The 25214-nt window shown below is 73.6% G+C and carries 24 protein-coding genes; 5 read left to right on the forward strand and 19 right to left on the reverse strand.

The window, feature by feature from the left end:
* Positions 1 to 15: 15 nt before the first annotated feature.
* From GCU67_RS14770 to GCU67_RS14795, 6 genes are all read right to left on the reverse strand, one after another.
* Entirely contained in the window at positions 16 to 2850 is a 2835-nt protein-coding gene (locus GCU67_RS14770) for a DEAD/DEAH box helicase (RefSeq protein WP_163611975.1), read from the reverse strand.
* 96 nt (positions 2851 to 2946) lie between these two features.
* Positions 2947 to 3903: a twin-arginine translocase subunit TatC gene (tatC, locus tag GCU67_RS14775; protein WP_163611976.1), complete on the reverse strand. Its 957-nt coding sequence runs from the start codon at positions 3901 to 3903 to the stop codon at positions 2947 to 2949.
* A gap of 88 nt (positions 3904 to 3991) precedes the next feature.
* Positions 3992 to 4336: a Sec-independent protein translocase subunit TatA gene (gene tatA, locus GCU67_RS14780; protein ID WP_163611977.1), complete on the reverse strand. Its 345-nt coding sequence runs from the start codon at positions 4334 to 4336 to the stop codon at positions 3992 to 3994.
* A 147-nt stretch (positions 4337 to 4483) separates the two neighbouring features.
* Positions 4484 to 4690, reverse strand: a complete 207-nt coding sequence (locus tag GCU67_RS14785) for a hypothetical protein (protein WP_163611978.1) — start codon at positions 4688 to 4690, stop codon at positions 4484 to 4486.
* Positions 4691 to 4725: 35 nt separating this feature from the next.
* Positions 4726 to 5691, reverse strand: coding sequence for a helix-turn-helix transcriptional regulator (locus GCU67_RS14790; RefSeq protein WP_163611979.1), 966 nt, complete (start codon positions 5689 to 5691; stop codon positions 4726 to 4728).
* Positions 5688 to 6665, reverse strand: a complete 978-nt coding sequence (locus GCU67_RS14795) for a WYL domain-containing protein (RefSeq protein ID WP_163611980.1) — start codon at positions 6663 to 6665, stop codon at positions 5688 to 5690. The genes GCU67_RS14790 and GCU67_RS14795 overlap by 4 nt, the downstream gene beginning before the upstream one ends.
* 73 nt (positions 6666 to 6738) lie before the next feature.
* On the opposite strand from GCU67_RS14795, the gene GCU67_RS14800 reads away from it, so the two are divergent.
* Positions 6739 to 7857: a DUF3866 family protein gene (locus GCU67_RS14800; protein WP_163611981.1), complete on the forward strand. Its 1119-nt coding sequence runs from the start codon at positions 6739 to 6741 to the stop codon at positions 7855 to 7857.
* Positions 7858 to 7950: 93 nt separating this feature from the next.
* On the opposite strand, the gene GCU67_RS14805 is transcribed toward GCU67_RS14800, so the two are convergent.
* From GCU67_RS14805 to pafA, 3 genes are read right to left on the reverse strand one after another with little or no spacing between them, the layout of a single operon-like run.
* Positions 7951 to 8700, reverse strand: coding sequence for an SDR family oxidoreductase (locus GCU67_RS14805; RefSeq protein WP_163611982.1), 750 nt, complete (start codon positions 8698 to 8700; stop codon positions 7951 to 7953).
* Positions 8701 to 8734: 34 nt separating this feature from the next.
* Complete coding sequence (locus GCU67_RS14810; RefSeq protein ID WP_163611983.1) at positions 8735 to 9817, reverse strand: hypothetical protein; 1083 nt, start codon at positions 9815 to 9817, stop codon at positions 8735 to 8737.
* Between the two features lie 21 nt (positions 9818 to 9838).
* Positions 9839 to 11197 carry a Pup--protein ligase gene (gene pafA / locus GCU67_RS14815; RefSeq protein WP_163611984.1) on the reverse strand — a complete coding sequence of 453 codons (1359 nt, stop codon included), beginning with the start codon at positions 11195 to 11197 and terminating at the stop codon, positions 9839 to 9841.
* 121 nt (positions 11198 to 11318) lie between these two features.
* Between pafA and GCU67_RS14820 the strand changes: the two genes are divergently transcribed.
* Positions 11319 to 12572 carry an FAD-binding domain-containing protein gene (locus GCU67_RS14820; protein ID WP_163611985.1) on the forward strand — a complete coding sequence of 418 codons (1254 nt, stop codon included), beginning with the start codon at positions 11319 to 11321 and terminating at the stop codon, positions 12570 to 12572.
* Positions 12573 to 12673: 101 nt separating this feature from the next.
* On the opposite strand, the gene prcA is transcribed toward GCU67_RS14820, so the two are convergent.
* From prcA to GCU67_RS14840, 4 genes are all read right to left on the reverse strand, one after another.
* Positions 12674 to 13630 (reverse strand): proteasome subunit alpha, encoded by a 957-nt coding sequence (prcA, locus tag GCU67_RS14825; RefSeq protein WP_163611986.1) that lies wholly within the window; start codon positions 13628 to 13630, stop codon positions 12674 to 12676.
* Positions 13631 to 13633: 3 nt separating this feature from the next.
* Positions 13634 to 14479, reverse strand: a complete 846-nt coding sequence (prcB, locus tag GCU67_RS14830; protein WP_338105030.1) for a proteasome subunit beta — start codon at positions 14477 to 14479, stop codon at positions 13634 to 13636.
* Between the two features lie 112 nt (positions 14480 to 14591).
* Positions 14592 to 15023 (reverse strand): endonuclease VII domain-containing protein, encoded by a 432-nt coding sequence (locus GCU67_RS22865; protein ID WP_338105031.1) that lies wholly within the window; start codon positions 15021 to 15023, stop codon positions 14592 to 14594.
* A 214-nt stretch (positions 15024 to 15237) separates the two neighbouring features.
* Positions 15238 to 15447 (reverse strand): ubiquitin-like protein Pup, encoded by a 210-nt coding sequence (locus GCU67_RS14840; RefSeq protein WP_163611988.1) that lies wholly within the window; start codon positions 15445 to 15447, stop codon positions 15238 to 15240.
* A gap of 105 nt (positions 15448 to 15552) precedes the next feature.
* Between GCU67_RS14840 and GCU67_RS14845 the strand changes: the two genes are divergently transcribed.
* Positions 15553 to 16086 carry a 2'-5' RNA ligase family protein gene (locus GCU67_RS14845; protein ID WP_163611989.1) on the forward strand — a complete coding sequence of 178 codons (534 nt, stop codon included), beginning with the start codon at positions 15553 to 15555 and terminating at the stop codon, positions 16084 to 16086.
* Between the two features lie 130 nt (positions 16087 to 16216).
* The gene (locus GCU67_RS14850) at positions 16217 to 16813 is read left to right on the forward strand and encodes a maleylpyruvate isomerase family mycothiol-dependent enzyme (RefSeq protein ID WP_163611990.1); all 597 of its coding nucleotides are present in this window, start codon (positions 16217 to 16219) and stop codon (positions 16811 to 16813) included.
* Here the strand turns inward: GCU67_RS14850 and dop are convergent.
* The 3 genes from dop to GCU67_RS14865 form a co-directional block, all read right to left on the reverse strand.
* Positions 16800 to 18305 carry a depupylase/deamidase Dop gene (gene dop / locus GCU67_RS14855; RefSeq protein WP_163611991.1) on the reverse strand — a complete coding sequence of 502 codons (1506 nt, stop codon included), beginning with the start codon at positions 18303 to 18305 and terminating at the stop codon, positions 16800 to 16802. The genes GCU67_RS14850 and dop overlap by 14 nt on opposite strands.
* 220 nt (positions 18306 to 18525) lie before the next feature.
* Positions 18526 to 20304 (reverse strand): proteasome ATPase, encoded by a 1779-nt coding sequence (gene arc, locus GCU67_RS14860; protein ID WP_163611992.1) that lies wholly within the window; start codon positions 20302 to 20304, stop codon positions 18526 to 18528.
* Positions 20305 to 20447: 143 nt separating this feature from the next.
* A complete protein-coding gene (locus tag GCU67_RS14865) occupies positions 20448 to 21419 on the reverse strand; it encodes a tRNA (adenine-N1)-methyltransferase (protein WP_460695128.1) in 972 nt (323 codons plus the stop codon).
* 85 nt (positions 21420 to 21504) lie between these two features.
* On the opposite strand from GCU67_RS14865, the gene GCU67_RS14870 reads away from it, so the two are divergent.
* Entirely contained in the window at positions 21505 to 22464 is a 960-nt protein-coding gene (locus GCU67_RS14870) for a RecB family exonuclease (protein WP_163611993.1), read from the forward strand.
* Between the two features lie 84 nt (positions 22465 to 22548).
* On the opposite strand, the gene GCU67_RS14875 is transcribed toward GCU67_RS14870, so the two are convergent.
* The 3 genes from GCU67_RS14875 to GCU67_RS14885 form a co-directional block, all read right to left on the reverse strand.
* Entirely contained in the window at positions 22549 to 23256 is a 708-nt protein-coding gene (locus tag GCU67_RS14875; protein ID WP_338105032.1) for an HAD family hydrolase, read from the reverse strand.
* A gap of 45 nt (positions 23257 to 23301) precedes the next feature.
* Positions 23302 to 24018: a class F sortase gene (locus GCU67_RS14880; RefSeq protein ID WP_338105033.1), complete on the reverse strand. Its 717-nt coding sequence runs from the start codon at positions 24016 to 24018 to the stop codon at positions 23302 to 23304.
* Positions 24019 to 24142: 124 nt separating this feature from the next.
* Positions 24143 to 24916: a hypothetical protein gene (locus GCU67_RS14885; protein ID WP_163611994.1), complete on the reverse strand. Its 774-nt coding sequence runs from the start codon at positions 24914 to 24916 to the stop codon at positions 24143 to 24145.
* Between the last annotated feature and the right edge of the window lie 298 nt (positions 24917 to 25214).

Genomic DNA, 25214 nt, shown 5'->3' on the forward strand with positions numbered 1-25214 from the left:
CGCGGCGATCGTGCCCTACCCGGTGACCGAGGCCGACACGACCCCGCGCCGCACCCGGCCCACCGCCGACCGGGCGATGCCGGCCAGCGGCTCGTCGGCGATCTTGGCCAGCTGGTCGAGCAGGTCGATGAGCTGGCGGGCCCAGCGCACGAAGTCCCCGCCCGACAGCTCCGTGCCGGCCTGTTCGGCGCCGGCGAGGACCCGGTCCAGGGTCTGCCCGTCGGCCCAGCGGTAGGCCGCCCAGACGAACCCGAGGTCCAGGTCGCGGGTGACCGGGACGCCGTGGTCGCGCTCGACGTCGGCCAGCCGCTCGTGCACCCGGCGCATCTCCGCCAGCGCCCCCGTCACCTTGCCGGCCGGCACCGAGGGCTGGGCGACGGTGTCGCGCCGCGCCTCGAACACCAGCGCGGACACCACCCCGGCCAGCTCGGCGGGGGTGAGCCCGCGGAAGACCCCGGCGCGCAGGCACTCGGCGGTGAGCAGGTCGGTCTCCGACCAGATCCGGCCCAGCCGCCGTCCGGCGTCGGTGACCAGCTCCGGGCGCTCGTCGACGTCCGGGGCGACCACCGGCTCGGGGACGAGGTAGCCCAGCTCGGTGAGGACGTCGCAGGTGCGGTCGAACTGGGCGGTGAGCGACCCGGTGCGCTCGGCGATCTGGCGGCGCAGCTGCTCGGCCTCGCGCAGCACCCGCAGCCAGCGGTCGGCGGCGCGCACCCGCTCCTCACGGTCGGGCAGCGCGTGCACCGGGTGGGCGCGCAGCGCGTGCCGGAGGTCGGACAGCACTGGGTCGTCGTCGGCGCCGGAGCGGCCCCGGGTCCGGCGGGCGCCGAGGTCGTTCTCGGTGCGGGCGTTGCGCAGCGTGGAGGCCAGGTCGCGGCGGGCGTGCGGGCTGCGGTGGTTGAAGTTCTTGGGCACCCGCAGCCGGGTCAGCGCGGTCACCGGGGTCGGGAAGTCACCAGAGCCGAGCCGGCCGGCCCACTTGTCCTCGGTGAGCACCAGCGGGTTCGGGTCGGCGAGTTCGGTCAGGCCGGGGTCCAGCACGACGGCCAGGCCCTGCCGGCGTCCGCTGGGCACCCGGATGACGTCACCGGCCCGCAGCGCGGCCAGGGACTCCGCGGCGTCGGCCCGGCGCTTGGCCTGGGAGTCGCGGGACAGCGCCTTCTCCCGCTGGGAGATCTCGCTGCGCAGCCTCGCGTAGCCGGCCACGTCGAACACCTGGTCGGCCAGGCCGCCGCGCACCTCGGCCTCCAGCCGGGCGGCGTCCTCCTCGTGCCGGGCGGCGGAGCGGGCCAGGCCGACGACGGAGCGGTCGGCCTGGAACTGGGCGAAGGAGGCGGCCAGCAGCTCCCGGGCGCGCTCCCGGCCGAAGGCGCCGACCAGGTTGACGGCCATGTTGTAGCTGGGCCGGAACGAGGAGCGCAGCGGGTAGGTGCGGGTGCTGGCGAGCCCGGCGACGACGGCCGGGTCGACCCCGGGCCCCCAGACGACGACGGCGTGCCCCTCGACGTCGATGCCGCGGCGCCCGGCCCGGCCGGTGAGCTGGGTGTACTCCCCCGGCGTCACCTCGGCGTGCTCCTCGCCGTTCCACTTGACCAGCTTCTCGAGCACGACGGTGCGGGCGGGCATGTTGATGCCCAGGGCGAGGGTCTCGGTGGCGAACACGGCCTTGACCAGTCCGCGGACGAAGCACTCCTCGACGGTCTCCTTGAACGCGGGCACCAGGCCGGCGTGGTGGGCGGCGAACCCGGCGAGCAGGCCCTCGCGCCACTCCCAGAAGCCCAGCACGTGCAGGTCCTCGTCGGGCAGCGCCCCGGTGCGCCGGTCGATGATCTCGGCGATGGCGGCGCGCTCGTTCTCATCCGTCAGCCGCAGACCCGAGGCCAGGCACTGGTGCACCGCGGCGTCGCAGCCGTTGCGGCTGAACACGAAGGTGATCGCGGGCAGCAGGCCGGAGCGGTCCAGCCGCTCGATGACGTCGGGCCGGGACGGCGGGGAGTAGCGCGGCTTGGAGCCGAAACCGTTGCGGCCGTTGCCGCCACCGCCGTGCCAGGAGTCGAAGCGCCGCTCCTGCTCGTGCACGTAGCGCACCAGCTCCGGGTCGACCACGGCCCGGCCGCGCTCGCGGGTCGACAGCCCCCGGGGCGTCTGCTCCCACTCCCCGGCGTGTGCGGCCGGGCGCAGGGCGAACAGGTCGAACACCCGCCCACCGACCAGCATGTGCTGCCACAGCGGGATGGGCCGGATCTCGCTGACCACGACCCGGGTGTCCCCGCGCACGGTGACCAGCCAGTCGGCGAACTCCTCGGCGTTGCTCACCGTCGCCGACAGCGACACCAGCCGGACGTGCTCGGGCAGGTGGATGATCACCTCCTCCCAGACCGCGCCGCGGAACCGGTCGGCGAGGTAGTGCACCTCGTCCATGACCACGTAGCCGAGGTCGGTCAGCGCCGGGGAGTCGACGTAGAGCATGTTGCGCAGCACCTCGGTGGTCATCACGACCACGGGGGCGTCGCCGTTGATCGCGTTGTCGCCAGTCAGCAGGCCGACGCGGTCGGCCCCGTAGCGCTCGCAGAGGTCGCTGTACTTCTGGTTCGACAGCGCCTTGATCGGCGTCGTGTAGAACGCCTTGCGGCCCTCCTGCAGGGCCTTGTGGACGGCGAACTCCCCGACCACGGTCTTCCCGGCACCGGTCGGGGCGCAGACGAGCACGCCGGACCCCTCCTCCAGCGCCTCGCACGCCTCGACCTGGAAGGGGTCCAGGGAGAAGCCGAGCTCGGCGGTGAACTCCGACAGGGTGGGGTGTGCGTTACGCCGGCGGGCAGCCGCGTACCGCTCAGCCGGGCTGGACATGCCCCCACAGTAGGGACCTGTCAGCCCTCCGCCACTCGCACGCTCGCGCGGGCCCTGCTGACGGGCCGGACGACGACGGCGGGTCGACGGCGGGCGTCAGGCGCGGGGGGTGCCGGGCTCGTCGAGGGGGCCGGCCCGGACCACGCCGGGTGCCTCGAGCGGGCTGGACACCACCGTGTCGGGGGCCTCCAGCGGGCTGGACGTGACGCGCTCCGGTGCGTCGAGCGCGCCGGCGTCCAACGGAGTCGCGGCCGCGATCGCCGGGGAGGCCTCGTCGTCGTCGAGCCCGGCCAGCCCGTCGGCGGCCGCCCGCTTGGCCCGCCGCTTGTCCACGACCCGGGCGACCTGGATGGCGAGCTCGAACAGCAGGCACATCGGCGCGGCCATCAGCAGCATCGTGAACGGGTCCTGCGTGGGGGTGATGAACGCGGCGAAGACGATCGTGAGGAAGTACAGCCAGCGCCGGCTCTTGGCCAGCACCGCGTAGGACAGGACGCCGATCAGGTTCAGCGCCACCGCGATGAGCGGCAGCTCGAAGCTGACGCCGAAGGCGACCAGCAGGGAGATGACGAAGCCGATGTAGTCCTGGGCGGTGAGCGCGATGGTGACGCCGTCACCGGCCAGGCCGAGCAGCAGCTCCAGGCCCTTGGACAGCGACACGTAGGCCAGCGCCGCACCGAGGACGAATAGGCTGGAGGAGGCGGTCACGAACCCGACGCCGTAGCGCTTCTCGTTCTTCTTCAGGCCCGGGGTGAGGAAGGCCCAGATCTGGTACAGCCAGAACGGCGCCGACAGCACGATGCCGACGATGAAGGCGATCTTCAGGCGGATCAGCGCGCCGCCGAAGACGTTGGTGACCAGCAGGTTGCAGTCGCCATTGGCGTTCGTGCCGAGCCCGCGCAGGTCGGGGTCGAGCCCGCAGTAGGGCGCGCGGATGAACTCGCCCAGGCCGTGGTCGTACCACCAGAACGCCACCGCGGTGCCGATCAGCACGAATAGCAGCGCGACGCCGATGCGGTTGCGCAGTTCGCGGAGGTGGCCGACGAGGCTCATCGTCGCCGCGGCGTCCCTCTCGGGACGCCGCGGAGCACGATCGCGGGTGCGCCCTGCCAGGGTCACGGGCGGCGGGTGGTGCTGCGGGTCAGCGGGCGGTGTCGGCGGAGGCCGCCGACGTGCGGGCGCGCTCTGCGGCGGCGCGGGCGGTGGCTGCCCGGGCCTCGGCGGCAGCCGCCTCGGCCTCGAGGTCGACCGGGGTCACCGGGGTGGCGCCGGCCACGGGCGAGGGGGCCACGATCTGCCCGGTCACCGGGGTGGTGCGGGCCTCGTCCTTGGCGCGGACGTCGTCGTCCTTCATGCCCTTCATCTCGCTCTTGAAGATGCGCATCGAGCGCCCCATCGAACGGGAGGCGTCGGGCAGCTTCTTGTAGCCGAAGAGCAGCAGGACGGCCAGGATGATGAGGCCGATCTCCATCGGGCCGAGGTTCATCGGGTCCTCCGAGTCGTTGGGGCGAGCAGCGCCGACTCTACGCCCGGCCCCTGTGGGGTCCAGGTCTCGCCGAGCCTGTACGTGCGGCGTCCACCTGCAGTTCAGGACGGCGTCGCCGAGGCGTTCGCACCCGGGACGCCGACCGGTTCAGTCCGTGGACGCCGGACGCTCGGCCCGCGCGGCGGCGGCGCGGGCCGCGGTGGCCTGCGCCTCGGCCAGCAGCGGGGCGGCGTCGCGCTCCAGCGCGCGCAGCTCCCGGCCCAGCCGCCCGGCCGCGCCCAGCACGTTGTAGGCCAGGGTGCCCAGCACCAGCAGCACCAGGACGGCGACGGCGATCCACACGATCAGCAACACGGGCCGACCCTAACGGTCCCCGGCCGCCGCGGCCCTCAGTCGGCGTACCGGGCCAGGGCCGCGCGGGCCTCGCCGGCGACCTGTGCGGCGAGCTCGGCCGGGGAGTCGACCAGCGCTGCCCCGCCCAGGGAGGAGACCAGCCGGCGGGCCCAGGACAGGTCCGACGTCCTGATCGCCACGGCCAGGCCCCCGGCCGGGTCGTCGACCTCCTCGACGTCCTCGACCGGGTAGTAGTCGGCCACCCAGCGCGCGGTGCGGGCCAGCCGCAGGCGGACCAGGGGTGACCCCGCGCCGGGCTGGTAGAGCCCGGAGTCCAGGTCGCGCTCGGTCGCCTCGGCCGGCGGGGCGGCCGGGGAGTCGAGCACGGTGGCCTCGTCGATGCGGTCGAGGCGGAACAGCCGGGTGCCCTCGACGTTGCGGCACCACGCCTCCAGGTACCAGCGGCCGTCGACCAGCAGCAGCCGCATCGGGTCGACGGTGCGCTCGGTGCGCTCGTCGCGGCTGGGGACGTAGTAGTGCAGGTGCAGCGCCCGGCCCCGCTCGAGCCCGTCGCGGACCACGGCCAGGGACTGCTCGGCCGCGCCCACGCTGACCGCGACGGGTGCCTGGACCTCCCCCGGGTGCCCGGCGGCGGCCGAGACCTTGGCCAGGGCGCGGCTGACGGCCTCCCCCTCGGCCAGCCCAGGCATCTCCAGCAGGGTGCGCAGCGCGACGATCAGCGCCACGGCCTCGTCGGTGCTCAGCCGCAGCGGCCGCACCATGCCCGCGGTGAAGGTGACCCGCACCCGGTCGCCCTCGAACGCCAGGTCGATGAGGTCACCGGGGCCGTGCCCGGGCAGCCCGCAGACCCACAGCAGGTCCAGGTCGCGGCGCAGCTGGGCCTCGGTGACGCCGAAGTCGCCGGCGGCGTCGGCCAGCCGGACCCCGTCGGGGCGGGCCTGCAGGTACGGGACCAGGGTCAGCAGCCGGGTCATCCGCTCGGCGGTGCTCGGGGCCGTCATGCCGGCTCCCCCAGCGCGGCCAGCCGGGTGAGCCGCTCGATCACGGCGGCGCGCACGCTCTGCGGTGCCTCGACCAGCACGTCGGCACCGTAGGCGGCGAGGGTGTCGGCCAGCTGCTCGGGCTCGGTGGTGCGCAGCTGCAGCCGGTCGTCGCCGTCCTCGGCGGCGCCCAGCGGCTCGGCGGTGCGGCGCAGCCCGATCGCCGTCCCGGGGCTGGCGCGCACGACCACCAGCTGCTCGGCGCGGGACTCCTGCCGGGCCACCACCGCGGCCAGGTCCAGGTCGGCCGGTGGGGAGAACGCGCCGGCCGGGCCACTGGCCTTCGGCGTCCCGGTGACCCGGGACAGCCGGAACACCCGGGGGGCCCGGCGGTCGAGGTCGTGCCCGACCAGGTACCAGTGGCCGTGCCAGGCGACGACGCCCCAGGGCTGCACCCGGCGGCGGTGCGGGGCCTGCTCGTCGGGACGGCGGTAGTCGAAGGTGAGCACCCGGCGGTCGCGGGCGGCGACGTAGCAGGGCTCGAAGGCGGGCTCGCCGGCGTCCAGCCGGGGCTGGATGGGCACCCCTCGGCCGGAGTCGACCTCGATGCCGGCGGCGCGCAGCTTCACCAGTGCGCTCTGCGCGGCCCCGGCCAGCTGCGCCGACTGCCACAGCCGCAGCGCCAGGCCGACGGCCGCGGCCTCCTCGCCGGTGAGGGTGATCTCGGGCAGTTCGTAGTCGACGCGGGCGATCCGGTAGCCGTCCTCGGTGTCGAAGGCGCTGGTGCGGCCGGTCTCCAGCGGGACGCCGATCTCGCGCAGCTCGGCCTTGTCGCGCTCGAACATGCGCTTGAAGGCCTCGTCGGCGCGCTCGGTGCCGTCGTCGGGCTCATAGCCGGGGACGATGGACCGGATCTTGGCCGCCGACACGTACTGCCGGGTGCCGAGCAGGGCGATGACCAGGTTCACCAGTCGTTCTGCCCGCTTGGCTGCCACGCGCACAGGCTAGTGCCCCGCGCGTGTCGGGCTGCTCCTGAGGCGGGGCCCTCAGCTCCCCTACTCTGCTCCGGTGACCGACGCCCCCTCCCCCGCCCCCGGCTCGCGGATCCGCTGGCGCCGCGGTGAGGTGACCGGGCTCGGCCGGACGTGGCACGACGCCCGCGAGCTGACCGTGGCCGTGCCCGGCGACGGCGCGGTCCCGGCACTGGCGCACCCGTCGGTGGTCGGGTCCCCGCAGGTGGGCGACACGGTGCTGCTGAACACCACGGCGTGGGCGCAGCACCTGGGCACCGGTGGGTACGCCCTCGTCGTCGCCGTCCCCGACCGGTTGCCGCTGGACCCGACCGGCCCCGGGCACCTGGTGAAGGGCCGCTACGGACCGCTGCAGGTGACCGCGCCCGGCGTCGACGAGCAGGGCAGCGCGCACCACGCGACCATCGCCGAGGCCGAGGACCTCGACGGGATGCCGGTGGTGGTGGCCGACCTGCACTCCGCGCTGCCGGCGGTCGTGGCCGGGGCACACGTCACCGACCCGGCGCTGCGGATCGCCTACGTGATGACCGACGGCGGCGCGCTGCCGGCGGCGTTCAGCCGGACCCTGGACGCACTGGCCGGCTCGCTGGTGGGGGTGGTGACCGTCGGGCAGGCCTTCGGCGGTGACCTGGAGGCGGTCACCGTGCACACCGGGCTGCTGGCGGCCCGGCACGTGCTGCACGCCGACATCGCCGTCGTCACACAGGGCCCGGGCAACCTCGGGACCGGGACGCCGTGGGGCTTCTCCGGCGTGGCGGCCGGGGACGCGTGCAACGCCGTGGCCGTGCTGGGGGGCCGCACCATCGGGGCGCTGCGGATCTCCGACGCCGACCCCCGGCCGCGGCACCGCGGGGTCTCCCACCACTCGCTGACCGCGTTCGGCCGGGTGGCGCTGGCCGGGGTGACCCTGGTGGCGCCGCGCGGGCTGGGCTCGGAGCTGGGCAGCCAGATCGAGGAGGACCTGGCCGGGCAGCCCGAGCGCAACCCCGTGGAGTGGGTGGACAGCGCCGGGCTGGACGACGCGCTGGCCGCCTCCCCCGCGCAGCTGTCGACGATGGGCCGCGGGCTGGCCGAGGACCGCGCCTACTTCCTCTCCGCCGCCGCGGCCGGCCGCTACGCCGCACAGATCACGCTCTTCGGCCCGCCCCCGGCCTGACCCGCCGCGCTGCGCCGTCCCGCTCTGCACGCGTTCCGTGCGCACTGCTCGTGCTGCAGGGCAGGTGAGGCGTACGGAACGCCTGCGACGCCGTCAGGCCCAGCGGCGGAAGCCGCCCTCGGCGTCGAGGGTCTGGCCGGTGACCGAGCGGGCGTCGGGGCCGGTCAGCCACGCCACGACACCGGCCGCCTCCTCCGCGGTGTTCCACCGGCCGCGCGGCATGGCCCGGGCGACCAGGTCCGCCTGCGCGGGGCCGGCCCACCCGGTGTCGGTCGGGCCGGGGTTGAGGCAGTTGCAGGTGATGTCGGCGTCGCTGAGCGCGTCGGCCAGCGACAGGGTCATCTGCTGGATCGCGCCCTTGCTGATCGCGTAGGGCAGTTCGTCGGCCATCGGGCCCTGGTGCTGCCCGGAGGTGAACAGGACGACGGAGCCCGGTCCGGCCGCGGGCTCGTACTGGGCCGCGAAGGCCTGGGTGAGCAGCAGGCTGCCCCGGGTGTTGACGGCGAAGCAGGCGTCGACCTCGGCGGCGTCGACGTCGGCCAGCCCGCCCCGGGCGCTGCGGGCGTGGGCGGCGACCAGGGTGCTGAGCGGGCCGACGGCGTCCCGGGCGGCGGCGACCAGTGCGGCCGGGGCGGCGGGGTCGGCCAGGTCGCAGCTGACGTGCGGCGGGTCGCCCAACGCGGCGAGGACGGCGGCCAGGTCGTCGCCGCCCCAGGGCTGCTCCGCGTCGTGCGCGGCCCAGGAGGAGACGACGACCCGGTCGCCACGGTCGAGGAGCCGCCGGGCGATCGCTGAGCCGATGGAGGCCCGGCGGCTGACGCCGGTGACGAGGACGGTGCCCATGACCGGAGTCTCCCGGGCCGGCCAACCGGTTTCCTCAGATCGGCGCCCAGTGCGGAGGGTCGTCGTCCAGACGCCGCCAGTGGGTCGGCTCCCTGAGCTCGGGCAGGTCGGTGAGCCACCAGGTGGCGTCGGGAGCGGCGCCGGCCAGCACGGTGTGAGCAGCCGTCCCCGGCACGGGAAGAGCCCGCCCGACGGTGGACAGGTAGCCGTCGACGGTGAGGTGGACGGCGTCGAACTCCTCGGCCATGGACGACCAGTCCGGGAGGATCCAGTCGGCGTCCTGCCCGGTCGTCCGGTACCAGTCGTGTCGCCGGGACGCCGTCGCCGGCAGCGGGTGCCGGCCGACCAGGGCCGCCCAGTCGTCCGGTCCGGTGACCTCGTGCACCCGGGCGCCCGCCGGGACCGGCACCGGCCAGCTGCGGGCCGTCGCCCAGCCCCACCCGTCCTCGACGAGGACCAGCCCGGCCGGCGCCGGCAGCTCCTGCCCGTCGAGGTCGGCGACACCGGGGATGCGCCGGCTGGTGACCACCACCGCCGACGTCGCCGGCGTGCACCACCACCGACCGCTGAGCAGGGCGTCGAGGTCCCGCGGCCGGTCAGCGGCGGCCCGGCGCTCGTCGGCGCCGGTGTCCGTGCGCCAGTCGCGCAGCGCGGCGTGCACCCCCGCGGTCTGCGGGGACGTGTACCGGGGCGGGTCGCCCGCCGGCCAGGCGACGGCGTGCTGATCGCTGCGGGCGAGCGGGTCGGCCCACCACCGGGTGTCCGGGGCGGCCGTGACCGTCTCGGCCACCGGCGCCAGCAGCGCCGCGAGGGCCGGGTCGGCGAGCAGCTGGTCGGCGTCGTCCGGTGGCTGCCAGTACATCGCCCCGTCGACGGACGTGACCAGGGCCTGGAGGACGTCCGCCCGGCCGATCGAGGAGAGGTCGGTGGCGGCGACCTGGGCGGCGAGTGACGCGTGCACCTCCAGCGCCTCGACGCGGCCCACGGGGTACCCACTGACGCCCTGCCGCCAGGTGAGCGGCGGCCACCCCCACGGACCCGCCCCGGCCACGACGATCTGCAGGCACAGCCGGCGACCGCGCGGGCCGGCCAGCAGGGCGTCGGCGCGGCTGGTCACCGCGGCAGTCTGCCGGACTCGTCACATGCTGGAGATCAGCTTCTCCACGCGCTCGTCGACGGACTTGAACGGGTCCTTGCACAGCACGGTGCGCTGGGCCTGGTCGTTGAGCTTGAGGTGCACCCAGTCGACGGTGAAGTCCCGCCGCTTCTCCTGCGCGCGGCGGATGAACTCACCGCGCAGCTTGGCCCGGGTGGTCTGCGGCGGCACGTTCTTGGCCTCGAAGATCGCCGGGTCGTGGGCGACCCGCTCGACCTGGCCGGCGTTCTGCAGCAGGTAGTACAGGCCACGGTCGCGGCGGATGTCGTGGTAGGCCAGGTCGAGCTGGGCGATCCGCGGGCTGGACAGCGGGAGGTCGCGCTTGGCCATGTAGCGGTGGATCAGCGAGTGCTTGATCGCCCAGTCGACCTCGCGGTCGATCAGCGACAGGTCACCGGTGTCGACGGCCTTCAGCGTCCGGCCCCACAGCTCCAGCATCTGCCGGTGCACCGGGCCGTAGCCCTCACGGTCGACGAACTCGGCGGCCCGGTCGTGGTACTCCTGCTGGATCTCCAGCGCCGACATCTCCCGGCCGTTGGCCAGGCGCACCCGGCGCCGTCCGGTGAGGTCGTGGCTCATCTCGCGGATGGCCCGGATCGGGTTCTCCAGCGTCATGTCCCGGATGGGGACGCCCTGCTCGATCATCCGCAGCACCAGGTCGGTGATGGTGACCTTGAGCAGGGTGGTCGTCTCGCTCATGTTCGAGTCGCCGACGATGACGTGCAGTCGGCGGTACTTCTCGGCGTCGGCGTGCGGCTCGTCGCGGGTGTTGATGATCGGCCGGGAGCGGGTGGTGGCGCTGGAGACGCCCTCCCAGATGTGCTCGGCCCGCTGGCTGACGCAGTAGACGGCGCCGCGCGGGGTCTGCAGGACCTTGCCCGCGCCCACGACGATCTGCCGGCTGACCAGGAACGGGATGAGGACGTCGGCCAGGCGGCTGAACTCGCCCTGCCGGCCCACCAGGTAGTTCTCGTGGCAGCCGTAGCTGTTGCCGGCGGAGTCGGTGTTGTTCTTGAAGAGGTAGATGTCGCCGAACACGCCCTCCTCGTTCAGGCGCTGCTCGGCGTCGATCATCAGGCCCTCGAGGATGCGCTCCCCGGCCTTGTCGTGGACGACCAGCTCGGTGACGTCGTCGCACTCGGCGGTGGCGTACTCGGGGTGGCTGCCGACGTCGAGGTAGAGCCGGGAGCCGTTCCGCAGGAAGACGTTGGAGCTGCGCCCCCAGGAGACGACCCGGCGGAAGAGGTAGCGGGCCACCTCGTCCGGGGAGAGCCGGCGCTGGCCCTGGAAGGTGCACGTGACGCCGTACTCGGTCTCGATGCCGAAGATCCGTCGTTCCACGGTGCGAGCCTAGGCGCACGATCCGGCGTCGCGCTCGTGCGCTCGCACTCCGTCGGCACGGGTCCCCCTCCCCCGCGCCGGTGCCCCGCGGACTGTCGGTGATCGAGGGGACAGTGGTGGCGTGCCGCTGCTGCCCGCTCCTCCGTCCCCGTCCACCGGCGCCACCCCCACCGACGTCGCCCGGTGGGTCGCCGCGCACCTCGGCGACCTCACCCGCGAGGGCCCCGACGGCGTCGCGCCCGGCGTCGTCCGCGGCGGCCAGAGCGCCGCCGACGCCGCGCTGGCCGCACTCGACGTCAGCGGCTACGCCGGCAACCGGAGCACCGTGCTCCCGGTGGCCCGACGCGGGGCCAGCCGGATGTCGCCCTACATCCGGCACGGGCTGCTGCCGCTGCCCGTGGTGTGGACGGCGGTGTCCGGCGCACCGCCGCGTGACCGGACGAAGTACCGCGACGAGCTGCTGTGGCAGGAGTTCGCCCGGCACCTCTACGCCCGGGTGGGCCGGCAGCTCGGCACCGAACTGCGCCATGCCCAGCCTGACGTCGCGGTGCCGGCCGGGGCACCGTGGGCCGACGACCCGTGGCCGGCGGAGATGAACTGCACCGCCACGGTCGCCAGGGAGCTGCGCACCGACGGCTGGCTGGTGAACCAGACGCGGATGTGGCTGGCCTCCCAGTGGTCGGTGCGCGCGGGCGCCGACTGGCGGGCCGGGGAGGACGAGACCTACGTGCACCTGCTCGACGGCTCGCGGGCGGCCAACCGGCTCGGCTGGCAGTGGACCGTGGGCACCGGCAGCGGAAAGCCCTACGGGTTCAGCCGCTGGCAGGTGCAGAAGCGGGCGCCGGAGCTGTGCCGGGGCTGCGCGCTGGCCGATGCCTGCCCGATCGAGCAGTGGCCCGACGCGGACACCGGTCCGCGCGTCGCGGGCCCCGACCTCGGCCGGGCGCCGGTGCCCGCCGGGCCGGTCGAGGTCGAGGGCGGCGGGGCGGCGCAGGTGTGGCTGACCGCGGAGTCGCTGGGCACCGCCGACCCGGCGCTGGCCGCAGACCCCGACCGCCCGGCGGTGTTCGTGTTCGACGAGCCGCTGCTGGCCCGGCTGCGGCTGTCGGGCAAGCGGCTGGTGTTCCTCGCCGAGACCGTGGGCGAGCTGGCCGCCACCCGGCCGGTCGAGGTCCGCCGGGGTGCGGTGGACAGCGAGCTCGCCGGCCGGTCGCTGGCCTCGACGTGGGCGCCGGTGCCCGGCTGGCAGCGGCTCGCCGGCCGGCTGCGGCCGACCGAGGTGCACCCGTGGCCGTGGCTGGTGCGCCCGGGCACGGTGTCGGTGAGCTCGTTCAGCGCCTGGCGCCGGGACAGCGGCCGCGCCGTCCCCCGCTGACCCCGCGGACACGGCGCGGCTGAGGGGTACCGGCCGGACCGGGCGCTGGGTGAGGTGGTCGAGCCGGGGCCCCGGCAGGTGACGCCGGGGCTCCGGCGGGGTCAGCTGGCGGTGTCGCCGAGCCGGTCGGCCTCGCCGTCATTGCCGGTGCCGCCGTCGGTGCCGTCCTGGGTGGCCGGGGCGACCTCGGCACCGCCACCACCGGCTCCGCCACCACCGGCGGTGTCGATGTCGGCCGGGTCGCCGAGGCCCGGCGGGGTGCCGGGCTCAGGGCGGCTCGGGGCGTGCGCCGGCTGAGGGGACTCGTCGGCGGCCGGATCGGCGGCCACGGCGTCCGCCTCCGGCGCCTGCGGGTCGAGCAGGGTGCGCAGGGCGGCCCCGACGACACGCCTGAACGCCCGCTTGGGCCGGCGGCGGTCGAGCACCGCGACCTCGAGCTGCTCGGCGGGCATGCGGTCGTGGCCCCCGCCGTTGGCCGCGGTCGCCGAGCTCACCGTGGCCAGCGCGGCGACGCCGACCGCCAGGGCCTCTGCGAGCGGCAGGCCCGCCCGGAAGGTGTTGCGCAGGTGGCCGGTGACCGCCTCGGCCTGCCCGCCCATCACCACGAAGTCGGGCTCGTCGACGATCGAGCCGTCGAAGGTGAGCCGGTACAGCTGGTCGGTCTCCGCCGTCGCGCCGACCTCGGCGACGCAGAGCTCGACCTCGTAGGGCTTCATCTGCTCGGTGAAGACCGCGCCCAGGGTCTGTGCGTAGGCGTTGGCGATGACCCGGCCGGTGACGTCGCGCCGGTTGTAGGAGTAGCCGCGGACGTCGGCCAGCCGGATGCCGGCGACCCGGAGGCTCTCGAACTCCGAGTACCGGCCCACGGCGGCGAAGCCGATCCGGTCGTAGAGCTCACTGACCTTGTGCAGCGTGGAGCTGGGGTTCTCGGCGATGAACAGGACGCCGTCGGCGTAGGTGAGGACGGCGACGCTGCGGCCCCGGGAGATGCCCTTGCGGGCGTACTCGGAGCGGTCACGCATGACCTGCTCGGCGGAGGCGTAGTAAGGCATCGTCATGGGTCAGCCCTCCTCGTCCTGGCGGGCGGACCGCTCGGTGATGATCGTGTCGGCGACCGCGGCCACCTCGGCGTCGGTGAGCCGGACGGCGCCCTCGGCGTCGACGCGGTAGACGATCGGGTACAGCCGGCGCACCGGGTCGGGACCACCGGTCGCGGAGTCGTCGTCGGCAGCGTCGTAGAGGGACTCGACGACGCTGTGGGTGGCCGCCTCGGCGGAGAGCCCGGGCCGCCAGGTCTTCTTCAGCGAGTTCTTGGCGAACAGCGAGCCGGAGCCGACCGAGGCGTAGCCGCGCTCCTCGTAGTTCCCGCCGGTGACGTCGTAGCTGAAGATCCGGCCCGGGCTGGTGCCCTCGGCGGCGTCGAGGTCGTAGCCGGCGAAGAGCGGGACGACGGCCAGGCCCTGCATCGCCGCACCCAGGTTGCCCCGGATCATCGCGGCGAGGCGGTTGGCCTTGCCGTCGAGGGACATGGTCATCCCCTCGATCTTCTCGTAGTGCTCGAGCTCGACCTGGTAGAGCCGGACCATCTCGATCGCGATGCCCGCAGCCCCGGCGATGCCGATGACCGACCAGGAGTCGGCGGCGTAGACCTTCTCGATGTCGCGGCTGGAGATCAGGTTGCCCATGGTCGCCCGCCGGTCACCGCCCATCAGCACGCCGCCGGCGTAGGTGGCCGCGACGATGGTGGTGGCGTGCGGGGACAGCTCCCCCACCGGTACCGCAGGCAGTGTGCGGCGACCCGGCAGCAGGTCAGGGGCGCTGGAGCCCAGGAAGTCGGTGAACGAGGAGCCCACCCGGTCCAGGTACGCGGGCGAGAAGCCGCTCCGGCCCGTTGACGCGTCGGTCACCCATCCACCTCTCTCGCCGCCAGGGGTGCACGGCCTCGACTGCACAGGCTCGCCCGTCGGGACACCGACGGACCTCGTTGCGACCCTACCGGCGGGCTCGTCGACCGGTTGGTCACCGTCGCTGACCCGGGACCGGCCCGGCGAGCTGACCAGCCCTATGCGCCTCGAGGTACCGGGCCGCTGCCCGCAGGAGCGCGGGGTCGTCCTTGAACTGCCCCAGGCCGCCGTTGCAGTTGAAGCACAGCAGGTCACGTACGGCACCGGTGGCATGGTCGTGGTCGACGTGGGCCGCCGGAGCGGCTCGACAGAGCCCGCAGAGGCCGCCCTGGTCAGCGAGCATCGCGTCGGCCTGGGCTGCGGTGATGCCGTATCGCCGTCTCAGGTGATAGGTCCGCTCGCCACCCACAGCTTCCTTGGACGTCCGCCCCCTGGCGTTGTGGCAGGGCTTGCAGTAGCTGTTGATGCCGCTCTTGTTGCCGGCGTTCCGACCGAATGCAGAGAGCTCTTTGACCGTCCCGCAATCCGGACACCACTTACTGCCCACAGGAACCACCGTGTCGCGAGCGAATCGCGCCCGCGGACCACCCGTACGACGGTCTCGACTGGCCCGGTGACGCCGACGCGCGTGGTCTCTGCAGTAGAACGCGTACCCGTCACGACTGTTGCTGTTCTTCGTGAAGTCCGTCAACGGGCGGGCATGGCCGCAGTCGCGGCACACCTTGCTGTCCATGACAGCAGCCGATACTAGATGATCTTGATCACTGACCCCCTTTTTGTATATAAGATTTCACGAATTCTTCTGCATTCTCTTCCAATACGCCGTCAATTTCGTCGAGAAGTGAGTCGACGTCGTCGGTCACCTCCTTGGTGCGCTCGGAGACCTCGGTGTCGACCGAGGCCTCCACCTCCTCGGTCTCCTCGCGTGAACGCGTCGACCGCTGCTGCCCGCCGGTGTCCCTCGTGGCCATCTCACCCTCCGGTGTGTGGTGTGGGTCCTGTTGCAGCGAACCTACTCGCGGGATGTGACAGTCCGCCGTCGATCTGTGGACGCCTGCTGCCGCTACCGTCGCGGCATGGCCGAGCGCTCAGCCCTCAGCGGTCTGGTCGTCCCCGTGCCGGAGGCCGAGCCCGTGGTGGCCGCCCACCGCAGCCGGCTGGACGCGAACGCCGCCCTGGGCGTCCCTGCACACGTGACGGCCCTCTTCCCCTTCGTCTCCCCCGCCGACCTCACCGCCGACGTCCTCGCCCGCGTCGCCCGGGTGGTCAGCGCCGTCCCGACGTTCGACCACCGCTTCGGTCGCACCGACTGGTTCGGCGACGACGTCCTGTGGCTGGCGCCCGACGACCCGGCACCCTTCGTCGAGCTGACCGAACGGCTGCACGCCGAGTTCCCGGACCACCCGCCCTTTGGTGGGGCCTTTCCCGAGGTGGTCCCGCACCTGACGGTCGGCCACGGGCACCCGCGCCCGGCCCTGACCGAGGCGGAGCTCGCCGTCCGCGCCGGCCTCCCCGTCTCAGGGACCGCGACCGCGGTGCACCTGCTGACCGAGGACGAACCGGGTGGCCGGTGGACGCTCCGGGCTCGCTTCCCTCTCCGCTCTCGCTGAGCTCTCCTGTGCTGCGATGATCGGCGCGGTGTTGGGGATAACGGCCGTAGACCGGGAACTGGTGAGATGCTTGCGCCGCGGCGGCGCTCCCTCGGGGCGCCCGAGGCGCGGCCCGACGACGGAGGCACAGATGACCGAACACGACGTCCGGACCTGGGTGGCGCAGACCTGTGAGGGCCTCGCCGACCTGTTGAGCGACGACACCTGGGACGCCCCCTCGCTCTGCGCCGGGTGGCAGGTCCGGCACGTGGTGGCGCACGTGACCATGCCCGCGCGGCTCACCCCGGCACAGTTCGGTGCAGAGATGGCCGCGGCCCGCGGCGACTTCGGTGTCCTCTCCGACACCGTCGCCGCCCGGGACGCCGCGCTGCCCCCAGCCGAGCTGCTCGCCGCCCTGCGCTCGCCGCAGCTGCACGACTGGCAGCCGCCGGGCGGTGGCGCGGCCGGGGCGCTGAACCACGCCGTCGTCCACTCCCTGGACGTGACCGTCGCCCTCGGCGCACCGCCGACCGCCCCCGCCCCCGCGCTGACCGCCGTCCTAGACCAGCTGGCCGACGGCACGGTTTTCGGGCTCGACCTGACCGGCGTCCAACTGGAGGCGACCGACGGGAACTGGGGCTCCGGCGAGGGGGACGTCGTCCGCGCCGACAGTGGCGAGCTCGTCGCGCTGCTCGCCGGCCGCACGCTCCCCGACGGCCGGGCCCTCCCCCGGGTCAGCGCGCGGTGATCGTGTCCACGAGCTCGGCGGCGGTCGAGGTCGAGTCGAACAGCGCACCCACGTGCTCCCGGGTGCCCCGCAGCGGCTCCATGGTCGGGATGCGCACCAGGTTCTCCCGGCCCACGTCGAACACCACCGAGTCCCAGGACGCCGCGGCCACCTGGGCCGGGTAGCGCCGCAGGCACTCACCGCGGAAGTAGGCCCGGGTGTCGGTGGGCGGGGAGGTCATCGCGGCGGTGACCTCCTCGTCGGTGAGCAGACGCTGCATCGACCCACGCGCCACCAGCCGGTGGTACAGCCCCTTCTCCGGCCGGACGTCGGAGTACTGCAGGTCGACCAGCTTCAGCCGCGCATCCCCCCAGGACAGCCCGTCGCGCTGCCGGTAGCCCTCGAGCAGCCGCAGCTTGGCCGGCCAGTCCAGCCGGTCGGCCAGCCGCATCGGGTCGATCGAGAGCTCGTCGAGCACCTCGCCCCACCGGGCCAGGACGTCGGCGGTCATCGGGTCGTCGTCGCCGCGGGAGGCCACGAACGCCCGGGCCTGGGCCAGGTACTCCTGCTGCACCTCCAGCGCGGTGAGCCGCCGGCCGTCGCGCAGCCGCACCCGGTGGGTGAGCGTGGGGTCGTGGCTGATCGCCTGCAGCGCCGCGACCGGCTCCTCGATGGTGAGGTCCGCAGGTAACGCCCGGGCCTCGATCATGGCCAGCACCAGCGCCGCCGTCCCGACCTTGAGGTAGGTGGACAGCTCGGAGAGGTTGGCGTCGCCGATGATCACGTGCAGCCGGCGGTACTCGTCGGGGTTGGCGTGCGGCTCGTCGCGGGTGTTGATGATCGGCCGCTTGAGCGTGGTCTCCAGGCCCACCTCGACCTCGAAGAAGTCCGCCCGCTGGGAGAGCTGGAACCCGTCGACCCGGCCCTCGACGCCGATCCCCACCCGGCCGGCACCGGCGAACACCTGGCGGGTGACGAAGAAGGGGATCAGCCCGCGGATGATGTCGATGAACGGCGTCCGGCGGCTCATCAGGTAGTTCTCGTGCGCACCGTAGGAGGCGCCCTTGCCGTCGGTGTTGTTCTTGTAGAGCTGGATGGGCTGGGTGCCGGGCACCTGCGCCGCCCGGCGGGCCGCCTCGGCCATCACCAGCTCACCGGCCTTGTCCCACAGCACGATGTCGCGCGGGTTGGTGCACTCGGGCGTGGAGTACTCCGGGTGGGCGTGGTCGACGTAGAGCCGGGCGCCGTTGGTGAGGATGACGTTGGCCATCCCGGCGTCGTCCTCGACGTCGTTGTGGTCCAGCGCCGTGGCCGGGGACAGGTCGAAGCCCCGGGCGTCGCGCAGCGGCGACTCCTCCTCGAAGTCCCACCGCGGCCGGCGCCGGCTCGGCGCCCCGGCCACCGCCCAGGCGTTGACCACCTGGCTGGACAGGTTCGTCGGGTTCGCCCCTGGCTGACCCGGTACGGAGATCCCGTACTCGAGCTCGGTGCCCATCACCCGTCGCACGCTCATGCGGCTCAGGTTAGGCGGGCCCGGTGGACGGCCGGTGGACGGACGACGACCTGCGCTCCCCCTGCACCGATGACTGTCCCCCTGCACCAACGCTGGTGCGGGAGGACAGACGGTGATCAGGTCACCTGATCACCGGCTGCGCCCCGACCGGGACCGGACGGGGACGGCGAACGGCCCCTGCCGCGGGTGCAGCAGGGGCCGTTCGGGACACCGTCGGTCGTCAGAGGTACTGGCCGGTGTTGGTCGCGGTGTCGATGGCGCGGCCGCTCTCGGCGCCCTTGCCGCTGATGAGCGTGCGGATGTAGACGATCCGCTCGCCCTTCTTGCCCGAGATCCGCGCCCAGTCGTCGGGGTTGGTCGTGTTGGGCAGGTCCTCGTTCTCCTTGAACTCGTCGACGCAGGCGGTCATCAGGTGCCCGACCCGCAGGCCGCCGACGCCGGTCTCCAGACGGTCCTTGATGGCCATCTTCTTCGCGCGGTCGACGATGTTCTGCAGCATGGCGCCGGAGTTGAAGTCCTTGAAGTAGAGGACCTCCTTGTCACCGTTGGCGTAGGTCACCTCGAGGAAGCGGTTCTCCTCGGTCTCGGTGTACATCCGCTCGACGGTGCTCTGGATCATCCCGGCGATGGTCGCCTCGCGGCTGCCGCCGTGCTCGGCGAGGTCGTCGGCGTGGATCGGCAGCGTGGTGGTGAGGTACTTGCCGAAGATGTCGCGGGCCGCCTCGGCGTCCGGCCGCTCGATCTTGATCTTCACGTCGAGCCGACCCGGGCGGAGGATCGCCGGGTCGATCATGTCCTCGCGGTTGGAGGCGCCGATGACGATGACGTTCTCCAGCCCCTCCACGCCGTCGATCTCGCTCAGCAGCTGCGGCACGATCGTGGACTCGACGTCGGAGGAGATGCCGGACCCGCGGGTGCGGAAGATCGAGTCCATCTCGTCGAAGAACACGATGACCGGCGTGCCCTCGCTGGCCTTCTCCCGGGCCCGCTGGAACACCAGGCGGATGTGCCGCTCGGTCTCCCCGACGTACTTGTTGAGCAGCTCGGGGCCCTTGATGTTGAGGAAGTAGGACTTCCCCTGGCTGCGGTCGGCATCGCCGTTGAGCTCGGCGACCTTCTTGGCCAGGGAGTTGGCCACCGCCTTGGCGATGAGCGTCTTCCCGCACCCGGGCGGGCCGTAGAGCAGGATCCCCTTCGGCGGGCGCAGCTCGTACTCGCGGAACAGGTCGGCGTGCAGGAAAGGCAGCTCCACGGCGTCGCGGATCTGCTCGATCTGCCGGGAGAGCCCACCGATGTCGGAGTAGTCGATGTCGGGGACCTCCTCCAGCACGAGCTCCTCGACCTCGCTCTTGGGGATCCGCTCGAACACGTAGCCCGACCGGGGCTCCAGCAGCAGCGAGTCACCGCTGCGCAGCGGCTGCCCCTCCAGGGAGTCGGCCAGCCAGACCACCCGCTCCTCGTCGGTGTGCCCGACGACCAGCGCGCGGCGCGGCATGCCGGGCAGCGGCTCGAGCAGCTCCTTGAGGAGCACCACGTCGCCGGCCCGCTCGAACCCGCGGGCCTCGACGACGTTCATCGCCTCGTTGAGCACGACCTCCTGGCCGTGCTGCAGCTCGGCGACCGCGACCTCCGGGGACACCGCGACGCGCAGCTTGCGGCCAGCGGTGAAGACGTCGATCAGACCGTCCTCGCAGCGGTCGAGGAAGACGCCGTAGCCGTTGGGCGGCTGGGCCAGCCGCTCGACCTCCTCCTTCAGCGACACCAGCTGGTCGCGCGCCTCGCGGAGCGTGCCGGCCAGCTTGTCGTTGCGGTCGGAGAGGAAGGCCGCACGCGCCTCTGCCTCGGACAGCCGCTCCTCCAGCGCGCGCACCTGGCGCGGGCTGTCGGACACCTTGCGTCGGAGCAGGCCGATCTCCTCCTCGAGGTAGGAGATCTGGCTGACCAGCGAGGCGACGTCACGCTCACGTCGCGCACGGAACTCGTCGGGACCCAGGGCCATCGCGCACCTCCACAACCATCGGGGGGAGAGCCAGGACGCCAATCTATACACGCCGGGACCGACCGTGCCGCGCCTCGCAGGGCGGCTGGGCACGGTGGGTCCCGGCGTCACCGGCCCGACACGTGCCGGCGTCCGCGAACGGGTCAGACGAGCTTCTTGCGGCGCTGCCGCATGGGTGCCACGGCCCCCTCGGCGAGCCGGCGGGCGGTGACCAGGAAGGCCGTGTGGGCGACCATCCGGTGCTCCGGGCGCACCGACAGGCCCTCGGCGTGCCAGGGGCGCAGCAGCGTCTCCCAGGCGTAGGGCTCGGTCCACAGGCCCTGCGCGCGCAGCGCCTCCACGTAGACCGACAGCTGGGTGGTGGTGGCGACGTAGCCGACCAGGACGCCGCCGGGCCGGAGCGCGGCGGCCACGGTGGGCAGCACCGCCCACGGCTCGAGCATGTCCAGGACCACGCGGTCGACGGTCTCGGTGGCCGGGTGCTGGTCGAGGTCGCCCAGCCGCAGCGACCAGTTGGCCGGGATCTCGCCGAAGAAGGCCCCGACGTTCCCGCGGGCGACGTCGGCGAAGTCCTCGCGGCGCTCGTAGCTGGTGAGCGTCCCGTGCTCGCCGACGGCGCGCAGCAGCGAGCAGCTCAGCGCCCCGGAGCCGGCGCCGGCCTCCAGCACCCGCATGCCCGGGCCGATGTCGCCGAAGCCCACGATCTGGGCGGCGTCCTTGGGGTAGATGACCTGCGCGCCGCGGGGCATGGACAGCACGAAGTCGGCCAGCAGCGGGCGCAGCGCCAGGTAACCGGTGTTGGCCGTCGAGTGCACGACCGACCCCTCGGGCGCGCCGATGAGGTCGTCGTGGGCGATGGCGCCGCGGTGGGTGTGGAACTCCCTGCCCGCCTCCAGGACGACGGTGTGGTGGCGCCCCTTGGGGTCGGTGAGCTGCACCCGGTCGCCGACGACGAACGCGCCCTCCACCGGCTCGCCCGGCACGGTCGGCACCGGGTCGGCCGGCACCGGCTCGCCCTCGACGACCACCGGCTCCAGCGGGACGTCGGCCAGCACCTCGCTCGCGGTGGGGGTCTGGTCGGGGGCGTCCTGCGGGTGCTCGGTCTCGTCGCTCACGTACCGGGAGGGTACGGACGGCGGGACGCCGCACCGCCGGGGCGGACACGCGGAACTGTCGGAGGGCCGACCTAACCTCGGTCCCATGACGGCCACGCTGGACACCCACGAGTCCGTGGAGCCCCTCGCGACCGGGGCCACCGCGGCGAGCCTGGTGGCACGCACCACGTCCGCCGACACCGCTCCCCGCCGCCCCTCGCTGTCCCCCTCCCGGGCCGCGGACTTCAAGTCCTGCCCACTGCTGTACCGCTTCCGCACCATCGACCGGCTGCCGGAGAAGAAGTCCCGGGCCGCGGTGCGCGGCACGCTGGTGCACTCGGTGCTGGAGAAGCTCTACGACCTCCCGCCGGCCGAGCGCACCGTCGACGCCGCCCAGACCCTGGTCGAGCCGGCCTGGGCGGAGCTCCGCGAGGAGCCGGGCGTCGCCGAGATGTTCGAGCTGCCCGAGGGCGCCGAGCCACCGGAGGACAAGGACAGCCTGGAGTCCTGGCTGGCCTCGGCCGGCGAGCTGGTGGAGACCTACTTCCGCCTCGAGGACCCGACCCGCATCCAGCCCGCGGGCCGTGAGGAGCTGGTCGAGGTGACCCTGCCCGACGGGCTGCTGCTGCGCGGATTCGTCGACCGGCTGGACGTCGCCCCCACCGGCGCGCTGCGGGTGGTCGACTACAAGACCGGCGGGATGCCGCGTGAGGCGTTCGAGGGCAAGGCGCTGTTCCAGATGAAGTTCTACGCGCTGGTGCTGTGGCGCACCCGGGGCGTGGTGGCCGCCCAGCTCAAGCTGCTCTACCTCAAGGACGGCGACGCGCTCACCTACTCCCCTGACGAGGCCGAGCTGCTGCGGTTCGAGCGCACCCTGCAGGCGATCTGGTCGGCGATCGAGCGGGCCGTGGCCACCGGTGACTTCCGGGCGAACAAGAGCAAGCTGTGCAGCTGGTGCGACCACCAGGCGCTGTGCCCGGCCTTCGGGGGCACCCCGCCGCCGTTCCCCGCCGAGGCCGCCGCAGCCGCCGGCTGGCGCACCACCCTGGCGGTCACTCCAGTCTGACCGCAACACCCCGCCGCCGGCACGAGATGGCGGCGGGCACCTGGTCCGCGTCGTCCACCCGGGGCTGGCAGGCGTCCGGGTGGGTCAGTCGAGCAGAGCGGCCAGGTCGGCGGCCGTCAGGCCCGCCAGCGTCGTCCGCAGGGTCAGCCCGGGCTGTGGTTGCAGTCGCTGTACCAACGGGATCCCGAGCACCGCGACACCGGCGGCCAGCCCGGACGCCGTCCCGACCTGGGAGTCCTCGATGACGAGGCTCGACCTCGGGTCGACCCCCAGATCCGCCATGGCCTTGCGGTAGGGCGCCGGATCGGGCTTGAGCGCGCCGGCCTCGGTCCCGCACACGGTGACGTCGAAGGGGTCCACGCCCAGCTCGGCGGTGATCCGGTCGAGCACCAGGGTGGCGACCCGCCGGGGCGTGGTGGTCACCAGCGCGGTGCGGAGGCCGGCGGCACGGACGGTGTTGATCAGCTCCCGGGCACCGGGTCGCCAGGGCATGCCGCGGCTGGTCATCAGGGCCGCGGTCTCGTCCTCCACCCAGCGGGCGTCGGCCTGGAGGTCCTGCGCGGCCGGGTCCATACCCAGGTCGGCATAGATGATCTCCATGGAGGCGAGCATCGACGTCCCTGCGGTCTGCTCCCGCGCCTCGTCGGACAGGGTGCCGCCCAGCTGGGTGGCGAGGGCGAACATCGCCTCGCCCCACAGCTCCTCGGTCTCCACCAGAGTGCCGTCCATGTCGAACAGCACTGCCTGCAGTCGCTGTAATGGGGCGGACGGACCAGCGGGGCTCGATGACACGCTGGGCAGTCTAGGGACAGGCCACCCAGCGGGCCGCCGGTCGACTCAGGCCGCGCGGGTGCCGGTCATCGTCGCGAACACGATGACGTTGTCCTCGTAGCTGCGGGCCGCCGAGTCGAACGCGCCCCCACAGGTGATCAGCCGGAGCTGCGCGTCCGGGGTGTTGCCGTAGACCTCGATGGTCGGGAAGTCGTCCTTGGGGTGGACCTCCACCCGGTCGACGGCGAACACTGCCACCGTGCCGTCGGCTCGGGTTACCTCGACCTCGTCACCGGGCTGCACCGCGCCGAGGTCGAAGAAGACGCCCGGTCCGGCGGCGGCCGAGTCGACGTGGCCGAGCAGCAGGGCCGGGCCGACCGCGCCGGGTGCCGGGCCGCGCTCGTACCAGCCGGCTTGGTCGTTCGGACCCAGTGGCGGGACCTCGACGGTGCCGTCGTCGTTGAGGCCGAGCTGCAACAGGTCGCTGGTCACCCCGATGGAGGGCACGGCGAGGGAGACCGGTGCGGCCACCTTCTCGGCCGGCGCCGTGCTCGTGGCGGCCGGCGGGGCTGCGGGCGCCACCGGAGACGGGGCCGCGGTCGAGGGGGCGGCCGACGAGGGTGCCGCCGACGTCGTACCGGGGTCGCCGGCTGCAGCCGGCTGTGGTGCGCGCTGCTGTCCGGTGACCGCCACGACGACGGCGACGAGGGCGACGACGGCCAGGACCACCGCCAGCAACGTCCAGGTGCGGGATCTCGGCCGACGGCCGGTGGGCTCGCTCACGACGGTCCTTCCAGGAGGGGACGGGCGGAACAGGACAAGCAGGGCGCTACAGGAGGAGCAGGGCGGGACGGGACGAACGGGGAAGGGCCGCCCGGGGTGGTCACCCCGGGCGGCCCGAGCCGGATCAGGCCTGGTCGGCCTGACGACGGCGGTAGGCGACGGCACCAGCGGCAACGGCACCAGCGGCGGCCAGGGCACCGACGCCCATGACCGCGGTGTTCTCGGTACCGGCAGTGCTGCCGGCACCGGTCTCGGCGCCACCGATCGGCGCGGCACCCATCTGGGCGACCTCCAGACCGCCACAGGCGGCGGGGGCGGTGGCCTCCATGGGCAGGGACGGGTCGAGGTCGCTCTTGACGTCACCGTCGTAGGCGCCAGACCCGTCCTTGTCCACACCGTGCAGGACGATGACGGCCGTGCCCGCCTCGAACGCGTCGCGGACGTCGTCGGTGACCTCGAAGGTGCGGTCGTAGCTGATCGAGCCGCCCTCGGCGGTCGGGAAGCGGTCGATGGCCAGGCCGCTCTCCGGGCTGGTGTCACCGCTGGTGGTCAGCGACGTGCCGATGGCGCCGTAGTACTTGGCCGCCTCGGTCACGCTCACCCAGCCGTCCTTGTCGGCGTCGTCGGCGAGGTCGTTGGTCGGGCAGGTGCCCATGGCGCCGATGTGGAAGTGCTGGGCGTGCGGCGCGCCGGCGAGCAGCCCGGACGCCTCGATCATGACGGTCGCGGTGTTGCCGTCGAGGGTGACCATGCCGGTACCGGTGACGCCGGAGGCGTTCACCGAGCCCAGGCTGGCCTGGTAGCTGTGCGCCCCGTCGTCCGCCGAGGCGGCGGTCATGGTCAGCAGCGGGAACGCCGCGGCGATGGCCACGGCCGGGAGTGCATATGCCTTGCGCATGGTGTGCTCCTGTGTCTCGGAGTGCTGCCACGACCCGTCGGGCGGTGACAGCGGGCGGCGGTGGTCGCCACTCGCCCTCGTCGTCAGCGGGCGCGTCGGTGCGCCCGCCGTGGAACTGGTCCCGGATGACCCGGAACGCCGACAGGTCCCCCCAGCGGGATCACTCCCGCTGCCGCGCCGACTGCAGGGTCTTCGGCACGGGGTGCCAGATCGGTTCACTGTCCCGGCTGAACCGGCTGAGGACGAGCTGTGCAGACGCCCCGACCACCCGGTCCCCTGCGGCCCGGCGAACCGGGAC

The sequence above is a fragment of the Modestobacter muralis genome (assembly GCF_010682105.1).
In the GTDB taxonomy this organism is placed as follows: Bacteria; Actinomycetota; Actinomycetes; order Mycobacteriales; family Geodermatophilaceae; genus Modestobacter; species Modestobacter muralis.

What these genes read in the sequence shown, in the direction of transcription:
- GCU67_RS14770 (WP_163611975.1), bottom strand. Translation starts at nt 2,850, where the DNA reads ATGTCCAGCCCGGCTGAGCGGTACGCGGCTGCCCGCCGGCGTAACGCA.
- tatC (WP_163611976.1), bottom strand. Translation starts at nt 3,903, where the DNA reads ATGAGCCTCGTCGGCCACCTCCGCGAACTGCGCAACCGCATCGGCGTC.
- tatA (WP_163611977.1), bottom strand. Translation starts at nt 4,336, where the DNA reads ATGAACCTCGGCCCGATGGAGATCGGCCTCATCATCCTGGCCGTCCTG.
- GCU67_RS14790 (WP_163611979.1), bottom strand. Translation starts at nt 5,691, where the DNA reads ATGACGGCCCCGAGCACCGCCGAGCGGATGACCCGGCTGCTGACCCTG.
- GCU67_RS14805 (WP_163611982.1), bottom strand. Translation starts at nt 8,700, where the DNA reads ATGGGCACCGTCCTCGTCACCGGCGTCAGCCGCCGGGCCTCCATCGGC.
- prcA (WP_163611986.1), bottom strand. Translation starts at nt 13,630, where the DNA reads ATGACGATGCCTTACTACGCCTCCGCCGAGCAGGTCATGCGTGACCGC.
- GCU67_RS14840 (WP_163611988.1), bottom strand. Translation starts at nt 15,447, where the DNA reads ATGGCCACGAGGGACACCGGCGGGCAGCAGCGGTCGACGCGTTCACGC.
- GCU67_RS14845 (WP_163611989.1), top strand. Translation starts at nt 15,553, where the DNA reads ATGGCCGAGCGCTCAGCCCTCAGCGGTCTGGTCGTCCCCGTGCCGGAG.
- GCU67_RS14850 (WP_163611990.1), top strand. Translation starts at nt 16,217, where the DNA reads ATGACCGAACACGACGTCCGGACCTGGGTGGCGCAGACCTGTGAGGGC.
- dop (WP_163611991.1), bottom strand. Translation starts at nt 18,305, where the DNA reads ATGAGCGTGCGACGGGTGATGGGCACCGAGCTCGAGTACGGGATCTCC.
- arc (WP_163611992.1), bottom strand. Translation starts at nt 20,304, where the DNA reads ATGGCCCTGGGTCCCGACGAGTTCCGTGCGCGACGTGAGCGTGACGTC.
- GCU67_RS14870 (WP_163611993.1), top strand. Translation starts at nt 21,505, where the DNA reads ATGACGGCCACGCTGGACACCCACGAGTCCGTGGAGCCCCTCGCGACC.
- GCU67_RS14885 (WP_163611994.1), bottom strand. Translation starts at nt 24,916, where the DNA reads ATGCGCAAGGCATATGCACTCCCGGCCGTGGCCATCGCCGCGGCGTTC.